This is a genomic window from Rugamonas rubra (assembly GCF_900114705.1).
Lineage (GTDB): Bacteria > Pseudomonadota > Gammaproteobacteria > Burkholderiales > Burkholderiaceae_D > Rugamonas > Rugamonas rubra.
In genome coordinates this window covers 151,129-167,518 of record NZ_FOTW01000009.1, presented here as the reverse complement: position 1 = coordinate 167,518, position 16,390 = coordinate 151,129, and the positions used below count along the sequence as shown (strand labels likewise).

The window sequence follows — 16,390 nt, the reverse complement described above, 5'->3', positions numbered from 1 at the left end:
AAGCCATCGTCACGCATTAACGCAGGCACGCCGAGGCGGCCTTGCTCATAAAGACGGCGCCAGCTGAACACCTGGTTGGCGTTGACGCCGTGGTCGCGGGCAATGCGAGCGACCGAGGCCCCCGGTTCCAGCGACAGCGCCACCAACGCGCGCTTGAACTCCAGCGGGTGCTGGCGATAGTGGCCGCGCGCATTCGTGGAAATGATCGGTTGAAAATTTGTGTCCATAATCGAAATTTGTGGGCACAAATGCTGTGCCAAGATTCGATCATGAATGACGCTGTTCAGGCAGTCCAGACGGCGCTGGGAAGACGCTTACTCTCCAGCAGCGCTTGGCCGATCCGCGCAGAACAAGTTGAAAAGGCGAGCATTTTTGCCTATCTTCGTTGAATTTCAGAGTTTGGTGCAAATTGCAACGGCCAAGCAGGCCGTCTACGTTCACCGAGTGGGTTGAAGGCCGATTCTCGGGCTATGACATCAGCTACGACCCGTTCGCAACCTGGCCGGCACGGGCGCCCTGAGCGGCAACGTCACCGAGGTCAGCTACGAGCCGCCGGGTCGCAAGATCGCTGGGCGACCCCGCCCTGGTGCTGATCGAGTATGAGGTCGAGCTGAACCGGCTCAAGTCGAGCGAGATGCGGACGCCGGCGCGGCCGGCGCAGATGTTCGGCCACGCCGCCGCCGGCTACCTGGCCGCCAAGCCGGGCGCGGGAGACGGCGTGCTGCGCTATCCGCCGCAGGGCAAGGAGGCGAAGCGGCCGCACGCGGTCGACTCGATCGGCGGCCACGGCCGTCTCACCTACGACGCCAACGGCAACTAGACCGGCGGCGCGGGCCGCACGGTCAGCTGAACCAGCTTCGACATGCCGCTGCGCCTAGCCAGGGGCGGGCCGACGGCCGACTTCGTCTACGGCCCCGAGTGCCAGCGCACGCGCCAGGAACGCGGCGAGGGCGGCCGGGTGACGGACAGCGTGGTCCATGCCGGCGCGCAGGAGGTCGAGAGCGTCGGCGGCGCGACGACGGTGAAGACCTGCTGGCCGCCGGGGTTGGGTATGGAGATCGACCGTCCGTCCCGTTAGACCGGGCTGAACTGGGTCTACCGCGACCACCTGGGCAGCCCGATCGCGCTGGCGGGGGGGGGGGGACTGCGCGCGTGCCGAGGCGCTGGACTACGACGCTTGGGGCAGGCGGCGCGTGCCCGGCGGCGAGGCCACGCCGGACGAGCTCGACGGGAAGGTCGACAAGCCAATGCCCGAATCTCCGGGAGGCGGCGCGGTCCATCTTGCTGAACATGGTGGCGGTACGGCGCAGCCTGCCCATCGGGGGAAGCCATCATTGATCTAATTTCCACAACACTCAGGGCATTCCTGAACATGGGCCTTGCCGCGCATATTGTTGTCAATTTGAAATTATTAATTCCCAATTGAAATTATTTGTTGCGGTAGGCCCGCGAATGATTCATACTTTTGTCTAAGACATTTAGCTGAAAAACGAGGGCGCCATGGCGGATATTTGCACAATCGCAGCAATTTCACTGCGTACCGGCATTTCCAAGGAAGTGTTGCGCAAGTGGGAGGAACGATATGGTTTCCCCGTGCCGGAGCGAGATGGAAGCGGCCATCGGTCTTATGCTGCGCACCAAACGATCCGCCTCCAGATGATCAAGCGCTTGATCGACAGCGGCATGCGTCCCTCCCAGGTGGTTCCTTTGAGCGAGGAGGCGTTGCAATCGCTATTGCAGGCCCAGAGCATCAGGACGTCGGCGCCCCATGTCGACTCTCTCGTGGTGAGCGAGTTGATGGCCATGATTCAATTGCGTGACCGCAGCGCTCTGGATCGTAGACTGAAGCACGAAGTCAGGCGCCTCGGCTTGGAAAAATTCGTCGTGGAAGTGATGTGTGCGCTGAACGGTGCTGTGGGAACTGCCTGGGAGCAAGGCAAGATTGGGATTCGAGATGAGCACGTGTATTCGGAAATGATACAGGGATTGATCCGAGAGGAAATATCGCAGGTGGCCAAACCCGACGGCCAGCCCCGCATTCTGATCACAACGCCATCCGGCGAGCTGCATACGCTGGGCATCCTCATGGTGAACGCGTTGGCGTCGCTGCGCGGCGCATGCTGCATTTCGCTGGGCGCCCAGACGCCTGTTCAAGAAATACCCATTGCTGCTGCCGACTATCGCGCAGATATCGTCTGTCTGTGCTTTAGCGAAGCGTTTCCAAAGCGCCGCATTCTGCCTTATCTAAAAGAACTGCGCAGTGTGGTGCCGCCGCAGGTGGAAATTTGGATAGGCGGTGCCGGTGCAGTCGGACTGGACCGTTCCCCAAGAGGAATCAGCATACTGCTGACTTTGCAGAACGTGATTGATGCGGTCCACAACTATGGCCGGGAAAAGTATCCGCAGCGGGCGAGGCCGCTGCCCAAAAAGTTGCCGGCCACCACCTCAGAAAACCCGTTTGGACAGGTAAGGAGAACTTAGCGATTAAATGTCCTGGCTCCATCTCCGCGCATGTCCCGCATGAAATATCTAAATCTATAGGTGATCAAATGTCCGTCAACCAACTTGTTTACGTCAGTCAATCAACCCGAAAAATGTCCTCTGAGGACCTGAACGAAATCCAACGTAGCGCCAAGAATAACAACCAGCACATCGACGTGACAGGTAGTCTCTTCTACAACGGTGGCTGGTTCTTGCAGGTACTGGAAGGTCCATTGGAGACCTTGAATGCACTGTACAAGAAGATCGAGAAGGATCCGCGCCACAAGAATTCCCGCATTTTGTACAACGAGCCGGCCAAGTTCCGCACCTTTACGCGCTGGAGCATGAACATGACCAATCTTGAACATCGGCAAGCGGATAAATACGATCAGTTGGTGGAAGTCATTGACGCCGCGAAAACGGATCGAAAGATCGGCGCGTCGTCACCGGCAGTAACCTTGCTGAAAATGTTTAAGGATTAAGCGCTGGATGACAACAAGGCCGGCCAATGTAAGAGGGGTTTGACTAAAGCAGGATACGCGAGCGGAAGTCTGACAGCCCTGCGCAACAACAGCGGCAATAGGCGCTGACGAGGCACAGAAAAAATGGCCAGCACACGCCATCGATCCTGCCATCGCGCTGCGGCGCAACGGCGGAGAAGCCCGACTTCGATGAGTACCGTCGCGGCGCAAGAACAATCCAATAAGGGGATCGACGGAATGCTTGGCATCGCCCAAATTCCGCGACGCCTCAAAACCCACCACATGTGCCGCCAACGGCCGTTGTTTCACTCGATCTGCCTGTGACAGATTGAGTCCTCAATCTATTTTCGGAAGAACGAACATGAACACCTTTAAAGCTCTAAAAATCGGTACGCAGCTTTCCCTCGCTTTCGGCCTACTAACCGCACTTATACTGATAATGGCGGCGATCACCTTGACAGGAATATCGTCGATTGGGCAGGCGGTCAATCAACTTGACAGCATATCCGCCGAGCGCCTTGGGCCGCTTTATCAGGCCCGCGAAGCCTTGGCGCAAACTGGTCTGGCTGCACGCAACGCGTATATATTCACCGATGAGGCCCAAGCGAACAAGGAGCTTGCCCTAGTCGATGAGCAAAAAGCGATCTACCTTACCGCACTGGACAAGTTGACGCCGGTCTATGGCAATGACCCTGAGTTTGCCAAAGTACGTGCTGGCCTGCTCGCAATGGGCGAAGCGCTAAAGCGCCCTCGACAACTGCGTGAAACTGGCAACATGAAAGATTTCAGCAACTTCTTGGTCAACGAGTGCAGCCCTTTGCGGCGACAGATAGTGGCGGACATGGCTGTCGTGGTAAAAAAGACTCAGCAACAAATGGATGACGCCACCTCGCTATCCGCATCGCGCTCAGCTACCTCACGCCAGCTCAGCATGATCGTAGCAACGATCGCTTTTATCATCAGTGTATTGACCGCAGGTCTGATCAAGCGCGTGCTGTTGAAGCAGCTTGGCGGAGAACCAGCCTACGCTGCCGACATAGCGAACAAGATCGCCCGTGGAGATTTGGGGATTGGTGTGGATATCAAGCAGGACGACAAGTCGAGCCTGCTATTTGCGATTAAGACCATGCGCGACAGCCTGGCATCGATTGTTGGACAGGTGCGCGAGGGTACCGAGTCGATCCGAAGCGCATCGAGCGAAATCGCCAGCGGCAATGAAGACCTTGCGTCGCGCACCGCGCTTCAATCCGAATCGCTGGAAAAGATTGCCACCGCTATGGAAGAGCTGACATCGACCGTCAAACAAAACGCGAACAACGCCCACCAGGCCAACGCGCTTGCGCAATCGGCCTCGTCAGTGTCCCAACAAGGCGGTGAAGTGATGGTGCAAGTGACCGAGACCATGGAATCGATCAATGATTCGTCGAAGAAGATCGTCGACATCATTTCCGTGATCGATGGCATCGCTTTCCAGACCAACATCTTGGCCTTGAATGCGGCCGTGGAAGCGGCGCGTGCCGGCGAACAGGGGCGCGGCTTTGCTGTGGTAGCCACCGAGGTGCGCAATCTGGCACAGCGCTCTGCCGCGGCGGCAAAGGAAATCAAAACACTGATCAACGATTCGGTCGACAAAGTGGGCAGCGGCTCCGCGTTGGTTCAACAGGCCGGTACGACAATGCAGGAAGTCGTCGCCAGCGTGCAGCGAGTTAGGGAAATAATGGGCGAGATCAGCGTTGCTAGCGCGGAGCAAAGCAGCGGCATCGAGCAAGTCAACGGGGCCATCGGTCAGATGGACAGCATGACTCAACAAAACACGGCACTCGTTGAAGAGGCTTCGTCGGCAGCGCTTGAACTGCGCGAGCAGGCGAGCTCGCTGGCCGAGGTGGTCGGACTGTTCAACCTTGAGTCCCGTGAAAATGAAACGCGGCAGTCCGACGATAGGCCAGCCATGAAACCGGTGCCAATGCGCCTAGTCCACGGCTAAACAGAGATTGCCCTTGCGATCCAGACTGCCTGCCGCCGAACGGCGCGCGCTGGTCTGCATCGGCGGCGCACCGCGCGGCCGACGCGGCGCTATGGCCCGTTCGGCAAGAACATTCGCATTCTTGCCGCCGCAACTTGTGTTTTTTGCACGCGTAAATGCGGTATAGTTTGAATGAACTGAGAGGAGGCCTATGCCGCGGCAAGAGCATGCTTTGAGCGTTTTCGTTGTCGATGACAATGAAATGATGCGTACATTGTTGCGGTTGACCCTGCTGGAGGAAGGTTATCGCTACGATGGCGAAGCTAGCAGCACGTCATCCGCAGTCGAACAGTTACGACATTGCGAGTCCGACCTCGTTCTACTGGACGTGATGATGCCAAATGGCAACGGGTTGGCCTTGCTGGAGTGGCTAAAGGGCCATTTACCTGCAAGCATGGTGCTGATGGTATCGGCCCAGCGCGACCGTCCGACCGTTGAAGCGGCGCTCAAGCTGGGGGCGAACGGTTTTCTTATCAAGCCTTTCAGCACGCAAGCATTGCTCGAGGCAATCGGCAAGCTCGAACGACAGTTGGCTGCACGCAGATGAGCGCCTTCGCTGCAGTGGTGGCAGGTCGGGGGGTAAAACGCAGGGTTCGGCCCGCGCTGGGTGTCGCAAGCTTGCTGATTGCCCTGGCGGCAAGCTGGTTCGGCGCCGTTCTGCCAGCGAGCGCCGCCACGTTTAGTCCTGCGCAGCCGATCCGTGTCGCGCCGGAAGCGGATTATGGTCCGTTCGTATTCAGTGCCGAGGACGGTCGGCCGCAAGGGTTGTCGATCGATTTCCTGCAACTGATCGAGAAAAAGACGGGTTTGGTGATGGCGATGAGTGCGGCGCAATCGCTCAATGTCAACCTCGAGCTGGCTAAGCGCCGTGAGGTCGACCTGATAACGTCATTGCGCCCCACGCCTGAGCGTGGGGCTTACCTTGCCTTTACTTCCCCATATATATTGGTGCCCGCCATCCTCGTGGTCCGTGCGGATAGCGCCGCAGTCACGTTGGAGAGTTTGACGCACCGTCCGGTCGCGGTGGGCAAGGGGTATGCTGTCGAGCATTACGTGCGTGAACGATACCCCGATGTAACGTGGGTTGCTGTCGCCGATGATGCCGAGGCGTTGCGCCGTCTGCGCGCCGGAACGGTGGCTGCTGTGGTGGCCGACCAGGCCAGCATCGCCTTTGTCAGTCGCCGCCAGCGCTGGTTTGACTTGCGCGCTCTGGGCCCCGTGGGCTTTGATTACGCCTTGTGTTTTGCTTATCGATCCGACTGGCCCGAGCTGGGTATCCTGCTGCAGCGGGGCCTGCACCAGATCACGTCGGCCGAGCGCAGCGCGTTGTTAGCGCGCTGGATGCCGCCGTTGGAGCGGGCCACGCCGATGAGTGGCGCCGGACCCGCATTGCTTGCGGCGGCACTGTTCGCCGCTGCGTTGTGCGCGGCGGCGCTGCTGCGCTGCCGCCGCCGCCGGGAGGGCGCATGAGTCGGCTGGCCACGCAGCGGCGGGCGCTGGAGTTGCTCGCCATCTTTGCCGGCTTTTTTTTGCTGGCGCTCTCTGCGCTGTGGCTGGCCCGCCAGCCCGGCAGCATAGCCATTCTGTGGAATGTGAATGCGCTGCTCATGGCGACCTTGTTGACGCGGCCAGGCAGAGCCGTGGCCTTACTTGGAGCGGCCGGCCTGGCGATTTTTCTGGCCAACTGCTTGGCCGGCGTGCCGGCGGCGCGCGCGGTGCTGTTTGTCCCGCCCAATTTGCTGGAAAGCCTGGTCGGCGCCTGGTTGCTCGGACGCCGCGGCGTCGGCCAGGCGTTTGATCATAGCCCCGAACAATGGTTGACTTTCCTCTTGTTGGGATGCTGCGTGCCACCTCTTGCCGGCGCGTCGCTTGCAGCCTGGTTGTTGCCCATGGCCGAGTCGCCCAGTTACTTGCGCACCTGGTCGATCTGGTACGCCGGATCGACGGTCGGTAGTGCCAGCGCACTGCCCTTGCTACTGCTGGTGTTTCGGGATGGCTGGCAAGCGGTCTGGCGCCGCGTCGAGTGGCCGCGACTGCTGCCGTTTGCGTTGTCGGCGGCTGGCGTGTGCGTGCTGGCGCTGGTCTATCTGCCTTTCTCCTTTATCTACATGGTGTTGCCGCTGATGATGGCCGCCGTCACGCTCAGCCTCGAGGCGATGGCGCTGCTGGTGTGGCTCGTCTCCCTAGTCATGGCGGCCGTGATGGCGAGTCCATATTTCGCGGCGCCGCCGTTTTCATCGGACTGGCAGGTGCTGCTGATTTACGCGCCCATGTTGTTGACCTTGATTCCACCGTTGCTGCTGGCGGTGAGCCGGCGGCAGGAACGCACGCGCGAGCGCGCCCGGCTGCAGGCGGAAGTGGCGCTGGACGAGAGCCATAGAGAGCTCCAGGTCATCATCGATAACGTTCCGGCGATGATCGGCTACTGGACGGCTGACGAGCGGAATCGATTCGCCAACCGGGCGTGCCAGCTGTGGTTCGGCATGGATGGGGCCGCGTTGCGAGGGCAGTCTTTGCGGGCTGTTCTGGACGCCAAGCGCTACGGGCGCATCGCCGAACACATCAGCGCAGTACTGGCCGGCGAGACGCGTCAGTTTGAATTGCAGTTGACCGACCCTGAGGGTGCGGGACGACAGGCGTATGTTTCCTTCGTGCCGGACCGCGTCGCGGAGCAGACCTGCGGCTTCTATTCGATCGTGACCGACATCACCGCGCTAAAGCAAGCGCAGCTCGCAGAGCATGCGGCCCGCAAGCAGCTGCAGGCGATCATCGATTCGGCCAGCGAATTTGCCATCATCGCGACCGACAGTTCGGGTCTGATCGAGGTCTTCAGTACCGGCGCAGAGCGCATGTTGGGGTATCGCGCCCAGGACATGGAGGGGCGGGTGCCATTCGTCCGCTTGCACGAGCCGGGCGAATTGAGCCGGCAGCACCACGCCTTGGCACCGGCCGAAGCCTGGTTCGACGGTTTTGGCGCGCTGGTAGCGCGGGCCCGACACGGCGTGGCCGACCGGCGCGAATGGACCTTGGTCCGTCAGGATGGTAGCCCGATTGCCGTCGACTTGGTGATGACAGCGATACGCGATCAGGAGGGCGCGATCACCGGCTTTCTTGGCATCGCACACGACACCAGTGCTCAGCGCCAACTGCGCGAGTTTCTGACCAGCGCCAAGGAACAGGCAGAGCAGGCCAGCCAGGCTAAAAGCAGCTTCCTCGCGAACATGAGCCATGAGATACGCACGCCGCTCAATGCGGTGCTGGGATTGGCCCAATTGCTTGAACATACGGCGCTATCAGCGGTCCAGCGTGACTACTTGACCAAGATCAGCGGAGCCGGCCACTCGTTGCTGGGAATACTCAATGACGTGCTCGACTTTTCAAAAATTGAGGCTGGACGGATGGAACTGTACGCCGCGCCTTACGAACTCGATAGCGTGCTCACTGCCGTTGCCGGCATTATTGGTATCGGCGCCGCCGACAAACCGCTGCGGCTAATCATCGATGTCGCGGCCGATGTGCCGCAGATGTTAGAAGGCGATGCACCTCGTTTGCAACAAATCCTGATCAATTTATGCGGCAATGCGATTAAATTCACCGAACGCGGAAGGATCGTCTTATCGGTAAAGGTGGCGACGGCCGCCATGGGGGAGGCGAAACTGGTATTTTCAGTCATGGATACGGGCATCGGCATGGATCAGCAGCAGCAGCAGCGCTTGTTTACCGCGTTTTCCCAGGTGGATGGCTCGATGACACGTCGCTTCGGCGGCACCGGCCTGGGTTTGGCGATCTCGCGGCGTCTGGTCGAGCTGATGGAGGGGACGATTGACTTGACCAGCACGCCCGGCGGCGGCAGTACCTTTGCCGTCCGTCTGCCCTTGAGGCCAAGTTTGGCGTCGCCGCGGGAAGCGGTCGGCGTCGCCGCCCGCGTGCTGCTGATCGATCGCGACAATCACAGCCGCGCCGCGGTCGCCGGCCTGATCACACGCGCCGGCGGCTACTGTGAGGCGCATGGCGATATGCCGCCAGGGCCGCTGGCCGAGCACTACGATGCGGTGCTGATCGACAGCAGCCAGTTTGACCCCGGCCGTCCAGTGGCCGCGCCGCTGATCATTCTAGCCAATCCGTTCGACCCGCGTGCTCGCGTAGAGTGGCCCAGCAGCGCGCAGTTGTTGGCGCGGCCGGTCACGCAGGGCACCCTGAGCCGTGCGTTGCGGGCGCTGATGTCCGCAGCGCCGGCCGACGCCGGCACCGCCATGGAGCAGCCGAGTGCGCGCCTGGCCGGCATACGGATACTGCTGGCCGAGGACAACGCCTTGAACCAGCTGGTCGCCTGCGAGCTGCTGCGCTACGAGGGCGCGTTGATCGACGTCGTCGACGACGGGCAGCAGGCGATCGAGCGCTTGCGCGGCCATGCCGATGACTATGCGCTGGTGCTGATGGATGTGCAGATGCCGGTGATGGACGGCGTCGCGGCCACCCAGGTGATCCGCCACCAATTGGGCCTGACGCTGCCGATACTGGCGATGACGGCTGGCGTGCTGGAAATCGAACGCCATGCCTGTCTGCAGGCCGGGATGAATGATTTCATCGCCAAGCCTTTGGAGCTGCCGCAGATGCTGGCCACGATTCTACGTTGGGCGGCTGCGCCGCCCGCTTCGACGAGCGCTTTCGATGTGAGTCATTTAATGCCCGCCGATGTTGCTGATCCGCAACGTCTGCGTCGGTTAAGGGCGCTCGTCGCCAGTACCTTGCAGGTCGCCATGGAGCAGGCCGCCAGCGCGCACCAGCACTGGGAAGCCGGCCGCTTCGACGACCTGGCACGGGGCTACCGGACACTGCGTGCGACGATGGACACCCTGCACGCAGAGCAGTTCGCCAGCGCCGCGCTGGCCGTGGAGCGTGCCGCTGGCGCGGCGCAAGGAACGGGGCTGCCGGGCTTGATGGCCTTGGCCGAACAACGTCTGCGGGAATGCGAGGCGCTCGCCGTCGCCTGGTGCGGCGCGGGCGCCGTCGCTGCGCAACGATAGCGCTTGCGCCGTGGCGGCGCCAGCGTTAGCATCATTGCACAATGGAATCATAAATAGGCTAGGTGCCCGAATGTTCACTTTGCAGGAAGCAACACCCATGTCGATATTGATCATCGATGATATCGCCAGCAATATTAAGGTGTTGCGGGATGCGGTCGACGGCCTGGCCGAGGTGTTTTTTGCCACCAGTGGATCGAGCGGCCTGGCGCTGGCCCGCCATTGCCGCCCCGATGTGGTCTTGCTCGATATCGCCATGCCGGGCATGGACGGTTACGCGGTCTGTGAAGCGTTGAAGGCCGATCCGGTCACGGCCGATTGCGCCGTGATTTTTGTCACCGGTTACCACGGCGTGGAGCATGAGCTGACGTCGCTGCAACAGGGCGGGGTGGATTATTTGCAGAAGCCGCTCGATCTGGCCGTGGTGCGGGCGCGGGTGTTCAATCATTTAAAGCTCAGAATGCAGACGCGCGCGCTGGCGCAGGCGCGGCAGGACCTTGCCGATGTGGTCGCGCACCTGCCCGCCTTTGTCAGTTATTGGGACGACCAGCATATGAACCGTTTCAGTAACGACGTCGCCGGCAGGTGGTTTGGTGTGCCCGCTGCGTCGATGGCGGGCATGGCCTTGCCCGAGGTGGTGGGCAGCGCCAACGCCCTGCTGATACGGCGCCGTTTGTATATGGGACCGCTGGACGCCGCGCCGGCGTTTGAAATGTCGATCCTCAACGCCGACGGTGGCGTCTTGCACACCCAGGCCTCGGTGGTTCGGCGTGAGCGCGGCAAACAGGACAGCGGATTTCTGTTGTTGATCACCGATGTCAGCGCCCGTAAACATGCGGAGCTGGCCCTTTACGACGAAAAAGAGCGCATGCGCATCATGCTCGATTCGATCGGCGATGCAGTCATCGCCACGGACCGTTACGGTTGCGTCAGTTTTCTTAATCCCATCGCCGAGGACATGACCGGATGGAGCAGCGAGGAGGCGGCGGGGCAGTCGATCGAGCGCGTGATGCCCTTGATCGACGGCGACAGCGGCGCGCCGGCGCTCAATCCGGTGCGCTTGGCGCTCAGCGAGGACCGCATCGTCGGCATGGCGCTAGACTGTGTGCTGGTGCGGCGCGATGGACGGCGCCTGATGGTCGAAGATTCGGCGGCGCCGGTGCGCGACCGCCACGGCGCCCAAAGCGGCGCCATCATCGTGTTCCACGACGTCAGCGAAGCGCGGGCGATGGCGTACAAGATGACCCACCTGGCCCAGCACGACGCCTTGACCAATCTGCCCAACCGCACCTTGCTGCGCGACCGGACGACGCAGGCGCTGGAGCAGGCCTCGCGCCAAGATCAACATGTGGCGATGCTGCTGATCGACCTGGACAATTTCAAGGTGATCAACAGCACGGCCGGGCACGCAGTCGGCGATACGCTGTTGCAGCAGGTCGCTGTGCGGCTGCAGCAGGCGCTGCGCGCCGGCGATACCATTTGCCGCCAGGGCGGCGACGAGTTCGTTGTCTTGCTCGGTGCGATCGATGACGTGGAATACGCCGGACTGGTCGCGCGCAAGCTGCTCGCGGCGTTGGCGGAGGTGTTCATGGTCGACAGCCGGAGGTTTGATCTGTCCGCCAGTATCGGCGTCAGCCTGTTTCCCGACGATAGCTGTGACCAGGATGGCCTGTACCGGCATGCCGATTCCGCCATGTACCGGGCCAAACAGGAAGGCAAGAACCGGTTTTGCTTCTTCTCGGCCGAGTTGGAGGAGAAGCTACTGGTCCGCCATGCCTTGATCGGCGAATTGCGCAAGGCGATCGAGGATGGCGGGCTGGAAATGCATTACCAGCCCAAAGTCGATGTCCGGGTGGGGCGCGTGGTCGGGCTCGAGGCGCTGATACGCTGGCGTCATGACGGCGTGCTGGTGTCGCCCGCCAGTTTCATTCCGCTGGCCGAAGAGTGCGGCTTGATCGTCCCGCTCGGCCAATTCGTGCTGCGCCAGGTCTGTGCCGACCTGGCCCGCTTGGTCGGCGCGCAGGTGGCGGTGCCGGTCAGCATCAATCTGGCTGGACAGCAGTTCGATGATCCGGCGCTGGCCGCCGACATCGCCATGACGCTGGCCAGCTATGATTTGCCCAGCCATCTGCTGGAGGTCGAGATCACGGAGGGCACGCTGATCGAAGATGTCGCCCACTCGCTGGAGAATCTGCGCGCGCTATCCGTGTTGGGGATACGCACCTCAATCGATGACTTCGGCACGGGCTATTCGAGCTTGTCGTATTTAAAGAAGTTTCCCATCGATGTGCTCAAGATCGACCAGTCCTTCGTGCGCGACATGCTCACCGACAGCAGCGACGCGGCCATCATCTCCGCCATTATCAGCCTGGCCAGCAGCTTGCGCATGGATCTGGTGGCGGAGGGGGTGGAACAGCAGGCCCAGGCCGATCGGCTGCTGGCGATGGGCTGCGCGATCATGCAAGGCTATTTGTATAGTCGTCCGCTGCCGTTCGAAGAAATGCTGACCTTGCTTCGCCGTGAAACGGTCTTTGGCTTGGCGCCGGTGCCGGCGTGAACCAGTCGGCGGCGCCTCGCCGCTGGCCAACAGGAGTATGAACTTGATGAAAAACCTGCGGGCGGGGCGGCTTGTGTCCTTGCGGCAACGCATGCTCGGATGGATCGCCGCCGGCGTGGCGCTTGCGCTGGTCGCCGCGCTGGCCTGGCATTACACCAGGCCCAGCGTCGCGGTGGTGGCGCCGCTGCCGTTGACGCTGGGCCTGCCGACCCAGGCGGCCAGCGGCGCTTTCTTCGTGGCCGAGCAGCGGCAACTGTTCTCGCGCCATGGTCTGGTTTTGCAGACCCAGCGTTATCCCCTGGGCAAGCAGGCACTGGCCGCGGTGATCGAGGGACGGGCCGACATGGCGGTCGTCGCCGACACGCCCTACGTCTTGGCCGTCGCCAAAGGAAACCAGATCGCCGTGGTCAGCACGGTCTTTGGCTCGCGCAAGACGGCGGCGCTGCTGGTGCGCGTCGACCATGGCGTGCGCAGCGCCGCCGACCTACGCGGGCGCCGCATCGGCACGGTATTTGGCACCAACGCCCAGTATTTCCTGGATAAATTGCTCGAGCACCATGGTGTCGGCGCCAGTGAGGTGCACATCGTCGATTACGCCCCGGCGGGGTTGCTCACGGCGCTGCGTGACGGCGAGGTCGATGCCATCACCACCTGGCAACCGGAGTTGGCCAGGCTGCAGCAAGCGCTGGGCACGAAAGTTGCCGCCCTGTTTGAGCAAGACCTGTTCGTGTATCGTTTTTTGTTGGTGGGGAAAGTCGGTTTCGTCGACAGCCATCCGCAGGAAGTTCAACGCTTGCTGGCGGCGTTGGCAGACAGTCATCAATATATGATCGACCAGCCCTTGGAGGCCCGGCAGACCGTGGCCGCCGCCATCGGCTTGCCGCCGCAACTGGTGGCCAGTTTCTTTGAACCGGTCGACTATGGGCCCTCACTGGATCAATCCCTATTGCTCGCCCTTGATGATCAGACGCGCTGGGCGCAGCAACGGCAGATCATCAACAACCGTGCCATGCCGAACTACCTGGACTACCTGCGTCCCCAGGCATTGCAGGCGGTGCTACCCAGTGCGATTTCCATTATCCGGTAGGCGCGCATGACGCTGCAGCGACAATCCACAGTGCTGGCCTGGCTCGCCGTTCTGGCGCTGCTGCTGGTGGTCGGCGTGACCATGAGCGCGGCCAATGACGTGCGTACCCAGACCGATCAGATCGAGATGGCGGAAAGCACCGCCAAGGCGGTGGGAAACTTCCGTTACCTGATCATGGAGACCGCGCTGTATCGTGAGGCGCGTTCGGGCCAGCAGTGGCGCCAACGTGTCGACAGCTTCCGCCGCCAACTGGCGGCGCACCGTTACAATGAGGGCCGGCAGCAGGCCTTGCTCGACCGCGAGCGCGGCAATCTGGCCGTGATCGAGCGGCTGTTCGATAGCTTGACGGGGGCGGCCGACAGCGCGCGCACGGCGTCGGTCGTCAGCGCGCTGTTTCTGACCACCGAGCAGATGGCGAGCGATGCGTTCGAATTGATGCGGATGAACCGCGATGACCTGCAGCGCGCGCAAGCCCAGTACAACCGGGTGGTGCTGTTTGCCCTGGCCCTGCTGGCGTGCCTGATCGGCTCGGCCTACCTGATACTGCGGCGGCGGGTGCTGGCGCCAGTGGCACGGATCAGCATGGTGGTGGAGCAGGTGGCGCAAGGCGATCTGACGCCGCGTGTCGCGCTCCGTCTCGACAACGAGATCGGTTTTCTGGCGCACCGTTTCGATGTGATGACTGAACAGTTGGCGCAGACGCACAGCGCTATCAGTATCGAGGTGCAGGAACGCCGACGCGCCGAGTCCGCATTGCAGGAGACCGTGACCGAACTGGCGATGGCGCGCGACCAGGCCCAGGCCGCGAATATCGCCAAAAGCCAGTTCCTGGCCAACATGGGGCATGAATTGCGCACACCGATGAATGGCATACTGGGCATGCTGCAATTGCTGCGCTACACCCGGCTGACGGAGCAGCAACAGGACTATGTGGAAAAGAGCAGCATGGAGGCGCAGTCCTTGCTTGCCTTGCTGAGCGACTTGCTGGATTTTTCCCGCATCGAAATGCATGAGCTGGCGATCGAGGCGACACCATTCGAGATCGAGACCGTGCTCACCGATCTGGCGATCCGGCTGCGCGCATTGCAAGGGGGCAAGGCGTTGGAGGTGGTGATCCGCTGCGATCCCGGCGTACCGGCGACGCTGGTGGGGGACGGCGCGCGCCTGCGCCAAATCATGTTGATTCTAGCCGGTAACGGCTTGAAATTCACCGAGCACGGCGAAGTCGTCGTCGATGTCAGTTGCTTGCACGCCGACGGCAAGACGGCGGAGCTTGAGTTTAGCGTGCGCGACACCGGGATCGGCATCGCAGCGGAACAGCTCGATGCGATCTTTGAACAGTTCCGCCAGTCCGAGGGTGATGCGACCCGGCGCTACGGCGGCGCCGGCCTTGGACTGTCCATCAGTCGTCGCCTGGTGGGCCTGATGGGCGGTGAGCTTGAAGTCTCCAGTGAAGCCGGTGTCGGCAGCGTGTTCCGTTTCCGCCTGCGCCTGGCGACGGTCGAGTCGGCCGCGATCAAGTCCGAGACGGCGCCCTACCGGGTGCTGGTGGTCGACGATCACGCGCTGGCGCGGGAAGCGATACTGGGTATGGTGGAGGTCGCCGGCTGGCGTGGCGAGACGGCGGCCGGTGCCGCGCAAGCATTGACGCGCCTGGAGGGCCAGGACGGCGGATTTGACGTGGTGTTGCTCGACTGGCGCATGCCGGAGATGGATGGATGGCAGTTGGCCGCGCGCTTGCGGGCGGCGCGGCGGGAACGGCGCCGCCCCGTCATCATCATGGTGACAGGCTGCGGCAGCATCGAGTTGGCGGCCCGCAGCGATGCCGAGCGCGCGTTGATCGATGGTTACCTGAGCAAACCGGTGACCTTGTCGCTGCTGCGGGAGGCGGTGTCGGCGGCGTTCGAGGTCGAGCGCAGCGGTGCCGTCACGGACCATGCGCGCCTGGCAGGCCTGCGGGTGCTGGTGGTCGATGACAATCCGATGAACCTGCAGGTGGCCTGTGAACTACTGCAGCGGGAAGGGGCCCACGCCGAGTCCGCCGAGGGCGGGCTGGCGGCCATCGCGCTGGCGCGCCGCGGCGACCGGGCCTACGACGCCGTCCTGATGGATATTCAGATGCCCGACATGGATGGGCTCGAGACCACGCGACGGCTGCGCGCGGACCCGCAGACCGCCGCGCTGCCGATTATCGCGCTTACCTCCAATGTGCTTGAGAGCGACCGCGCGGCCAGCCTGGCGGCGGGCATGGACGCGCACCTGGACAAGCCGGTTGCACTGGAAGAGTTGGTGCGGACTTTGCTCGGCGTCTGCAAAGCTCGGCCGCTTGAGTCTGCCCCGGTCGGCGACGTCGTTGACGGCGCGCCATCGTCGCCGTCGCCGGTGATCGATAGCGAGCTGGCGCTATCGCGTCTGGGCGGCAATGTTCGCCTGTATGCGACCCTGATACAATCGTTCCACAAGGAATGTAGCAGCGCGCTCAAGGCGCTGCACCTGGCGCAGCGGCATGACATGCTGGGCGCCGGCGCGGACCGCCTGCATGCGTTCAAAAGCGCCGCTGCCGTGGTAGGCGCGGTGTCGCTGCAGGAGTGTGCAGCGGAGCTTGAGACTTGTTGGCGCAATGGCGTTGGCGGCGATGGGAAGTCGTTGGCGGCCCTGACGCAACTCACCGAGCGCTGCTTGTCCGAGCTGGACCAGTTCGCTGGCGAGGAGGCGCCGACTTAGCGGGGGGAGGGG

The 16,390-nt window shown here is 62.2% G+C and carries 12 protein-coding genes; 11 read left to right on the top strand and 1 reads right to left on the bottom strand.

Annotated features, from left to right (window positions below; all coding sequences use genetic code 11):
* Window positions 1-260: transposase (locus tag BM252_RS09935; RefSeq protein WP_174900483.1), on the bottom strand; the 260-nt coding region annotated here is incomplete at its 3' end.
* Window positions 261-586: 326 nt separating this feature from the next.
* Here BM252_RS09935 and BM252_RS09930 point away from each other — a divergent pair.
* The 11 genes from BM252_RS09930 (at window position 587) to BM252_RS09880 (ending at window position 16,378) form a co-directional block, all read left to right on the top strand.
* A complete protein-coding gene (locus BM252_RS09930; protein ID WP_093386977.1) occupies window positions 587-820 on the top strand; it encodes a hypothetical protein in 234 nt (77 codons plus the stop codon).
* Window positions 821-862: 42 nt separating this feature from the next.
* Window positions 863-1,078, top strand: a complete 216-nt coding sequence (locus BM252_RS09925; protein WP_093386974.1) for a hypothetical protein — start codon at window positions 863-865, stop codon at window positions 1,076-1,078.
* A gap of 422 nt (window positions 1,079-1,500) precedes the next feature.
* Complete coding sequence (locus tag BM252_RS09920) at window positions 1,501-2,481, top strand: MerR family transcriptional regulator (RefSeq protein ID WP_093386972.1); 981 nt, start codon at window positions 1,501-1,503, stop codon at window positions 2,479-2,481.
* Window positions 2,482-2,549: 68 nt separating this feature from the next.
* On the top strand, window positions 2,550-2,963 hold the full coding sequence (locus tag BM252_RS09915) for a BLUF domain-containing protein (RefSeq protein WP_093386970.1): 414 nt from the start codon (window positions 2,550-2,552) through the stop codon (window positions 2,961-2,963).
* Window positions 2,964-3,324: 361 nt separating this feature from the next.
* Window positions 3,325-4,947, top strand: coding sequence for a methyl-accepting chemotaxis protein (locus BM252_RS09910; RefSeq protein WP_093386968.1), 1,623 nt, complete (start codon window positions 3,325-3,327; stop codon window positions 4,945-4,947).
* A gap of 211 nt (window positions 4,948-5,158) precedes the next feature.
* Complete coding sequence (locus tag BM252_RS09905) at window positions 5,159-5,533, top strand: response regulator (protein ID WP_174900482.1); 375 nt, start codon at window positions 5,159-5,161, stop codon at window positions 5,531-5,533.
* Window positions 5,534-5,604: 71 nt separating this feature from the next.
* Window positions 5,605-6,456 carry a transporter substrate-binding domain-containing protein gene (locus tag BM252_RS09900; protein WP_174900481.1) on the top strand — a complete coding sequence of 284 codons (852 nt, stop codon included), beginning with the start codon at window positions 5,605-5,607 and terminating at the stop codon, window positions 6,454-6,456.
* Entirely contained in the window at window positions 6,453-10,013 is a 3,561-nt protein-coding gene (locus BM252_RS09895; RefSeq protein ID WP_139236392.1) for an ATP-binding protein, read from the top strand. The genes BM252_RS09900 and BM252_RS09895 overlap by 4 nt, the downstream gene beginning before the upstream one ends.
* A 97-nt stretch (window positions 10,014-10,110) precedes the next feature.
* Window positions 10,111-12,567, top strand: a complete 2,457-nt coding sequence (locus tag BM252_RS09890) for a two-component system response regulator (protein ID WP_245774178.1) — start codon at window positions 10,111-10,113, stop codon at window positions 12,565-12,567.
* A 46-nt stretch (window positions 12,568-12,613) separates the two neighbouring features.
* Entirely contained in the window at window positions 12,614-13,654 is a 1,041-nt protein-coding gene (locus BM252_RS09885) for an ABC transporter substrate-binding protein (protein ID WP_245774187.1), read from the top strand.
* Between the two features lie 6 nt (window positions 13,655-13,660).
* A complete protein-coding gene (locus BM252_RS09880) occupies window positions 13,661-16,378 on the top strand; it encodes a hybrid sensor histidine kinase/response regulator (protein WP_093386952.1) in 2,718 nt (905 codons plus the stop codon).
* Window positions 16,379-16,390: the final 12 nt, after the last annotated feature.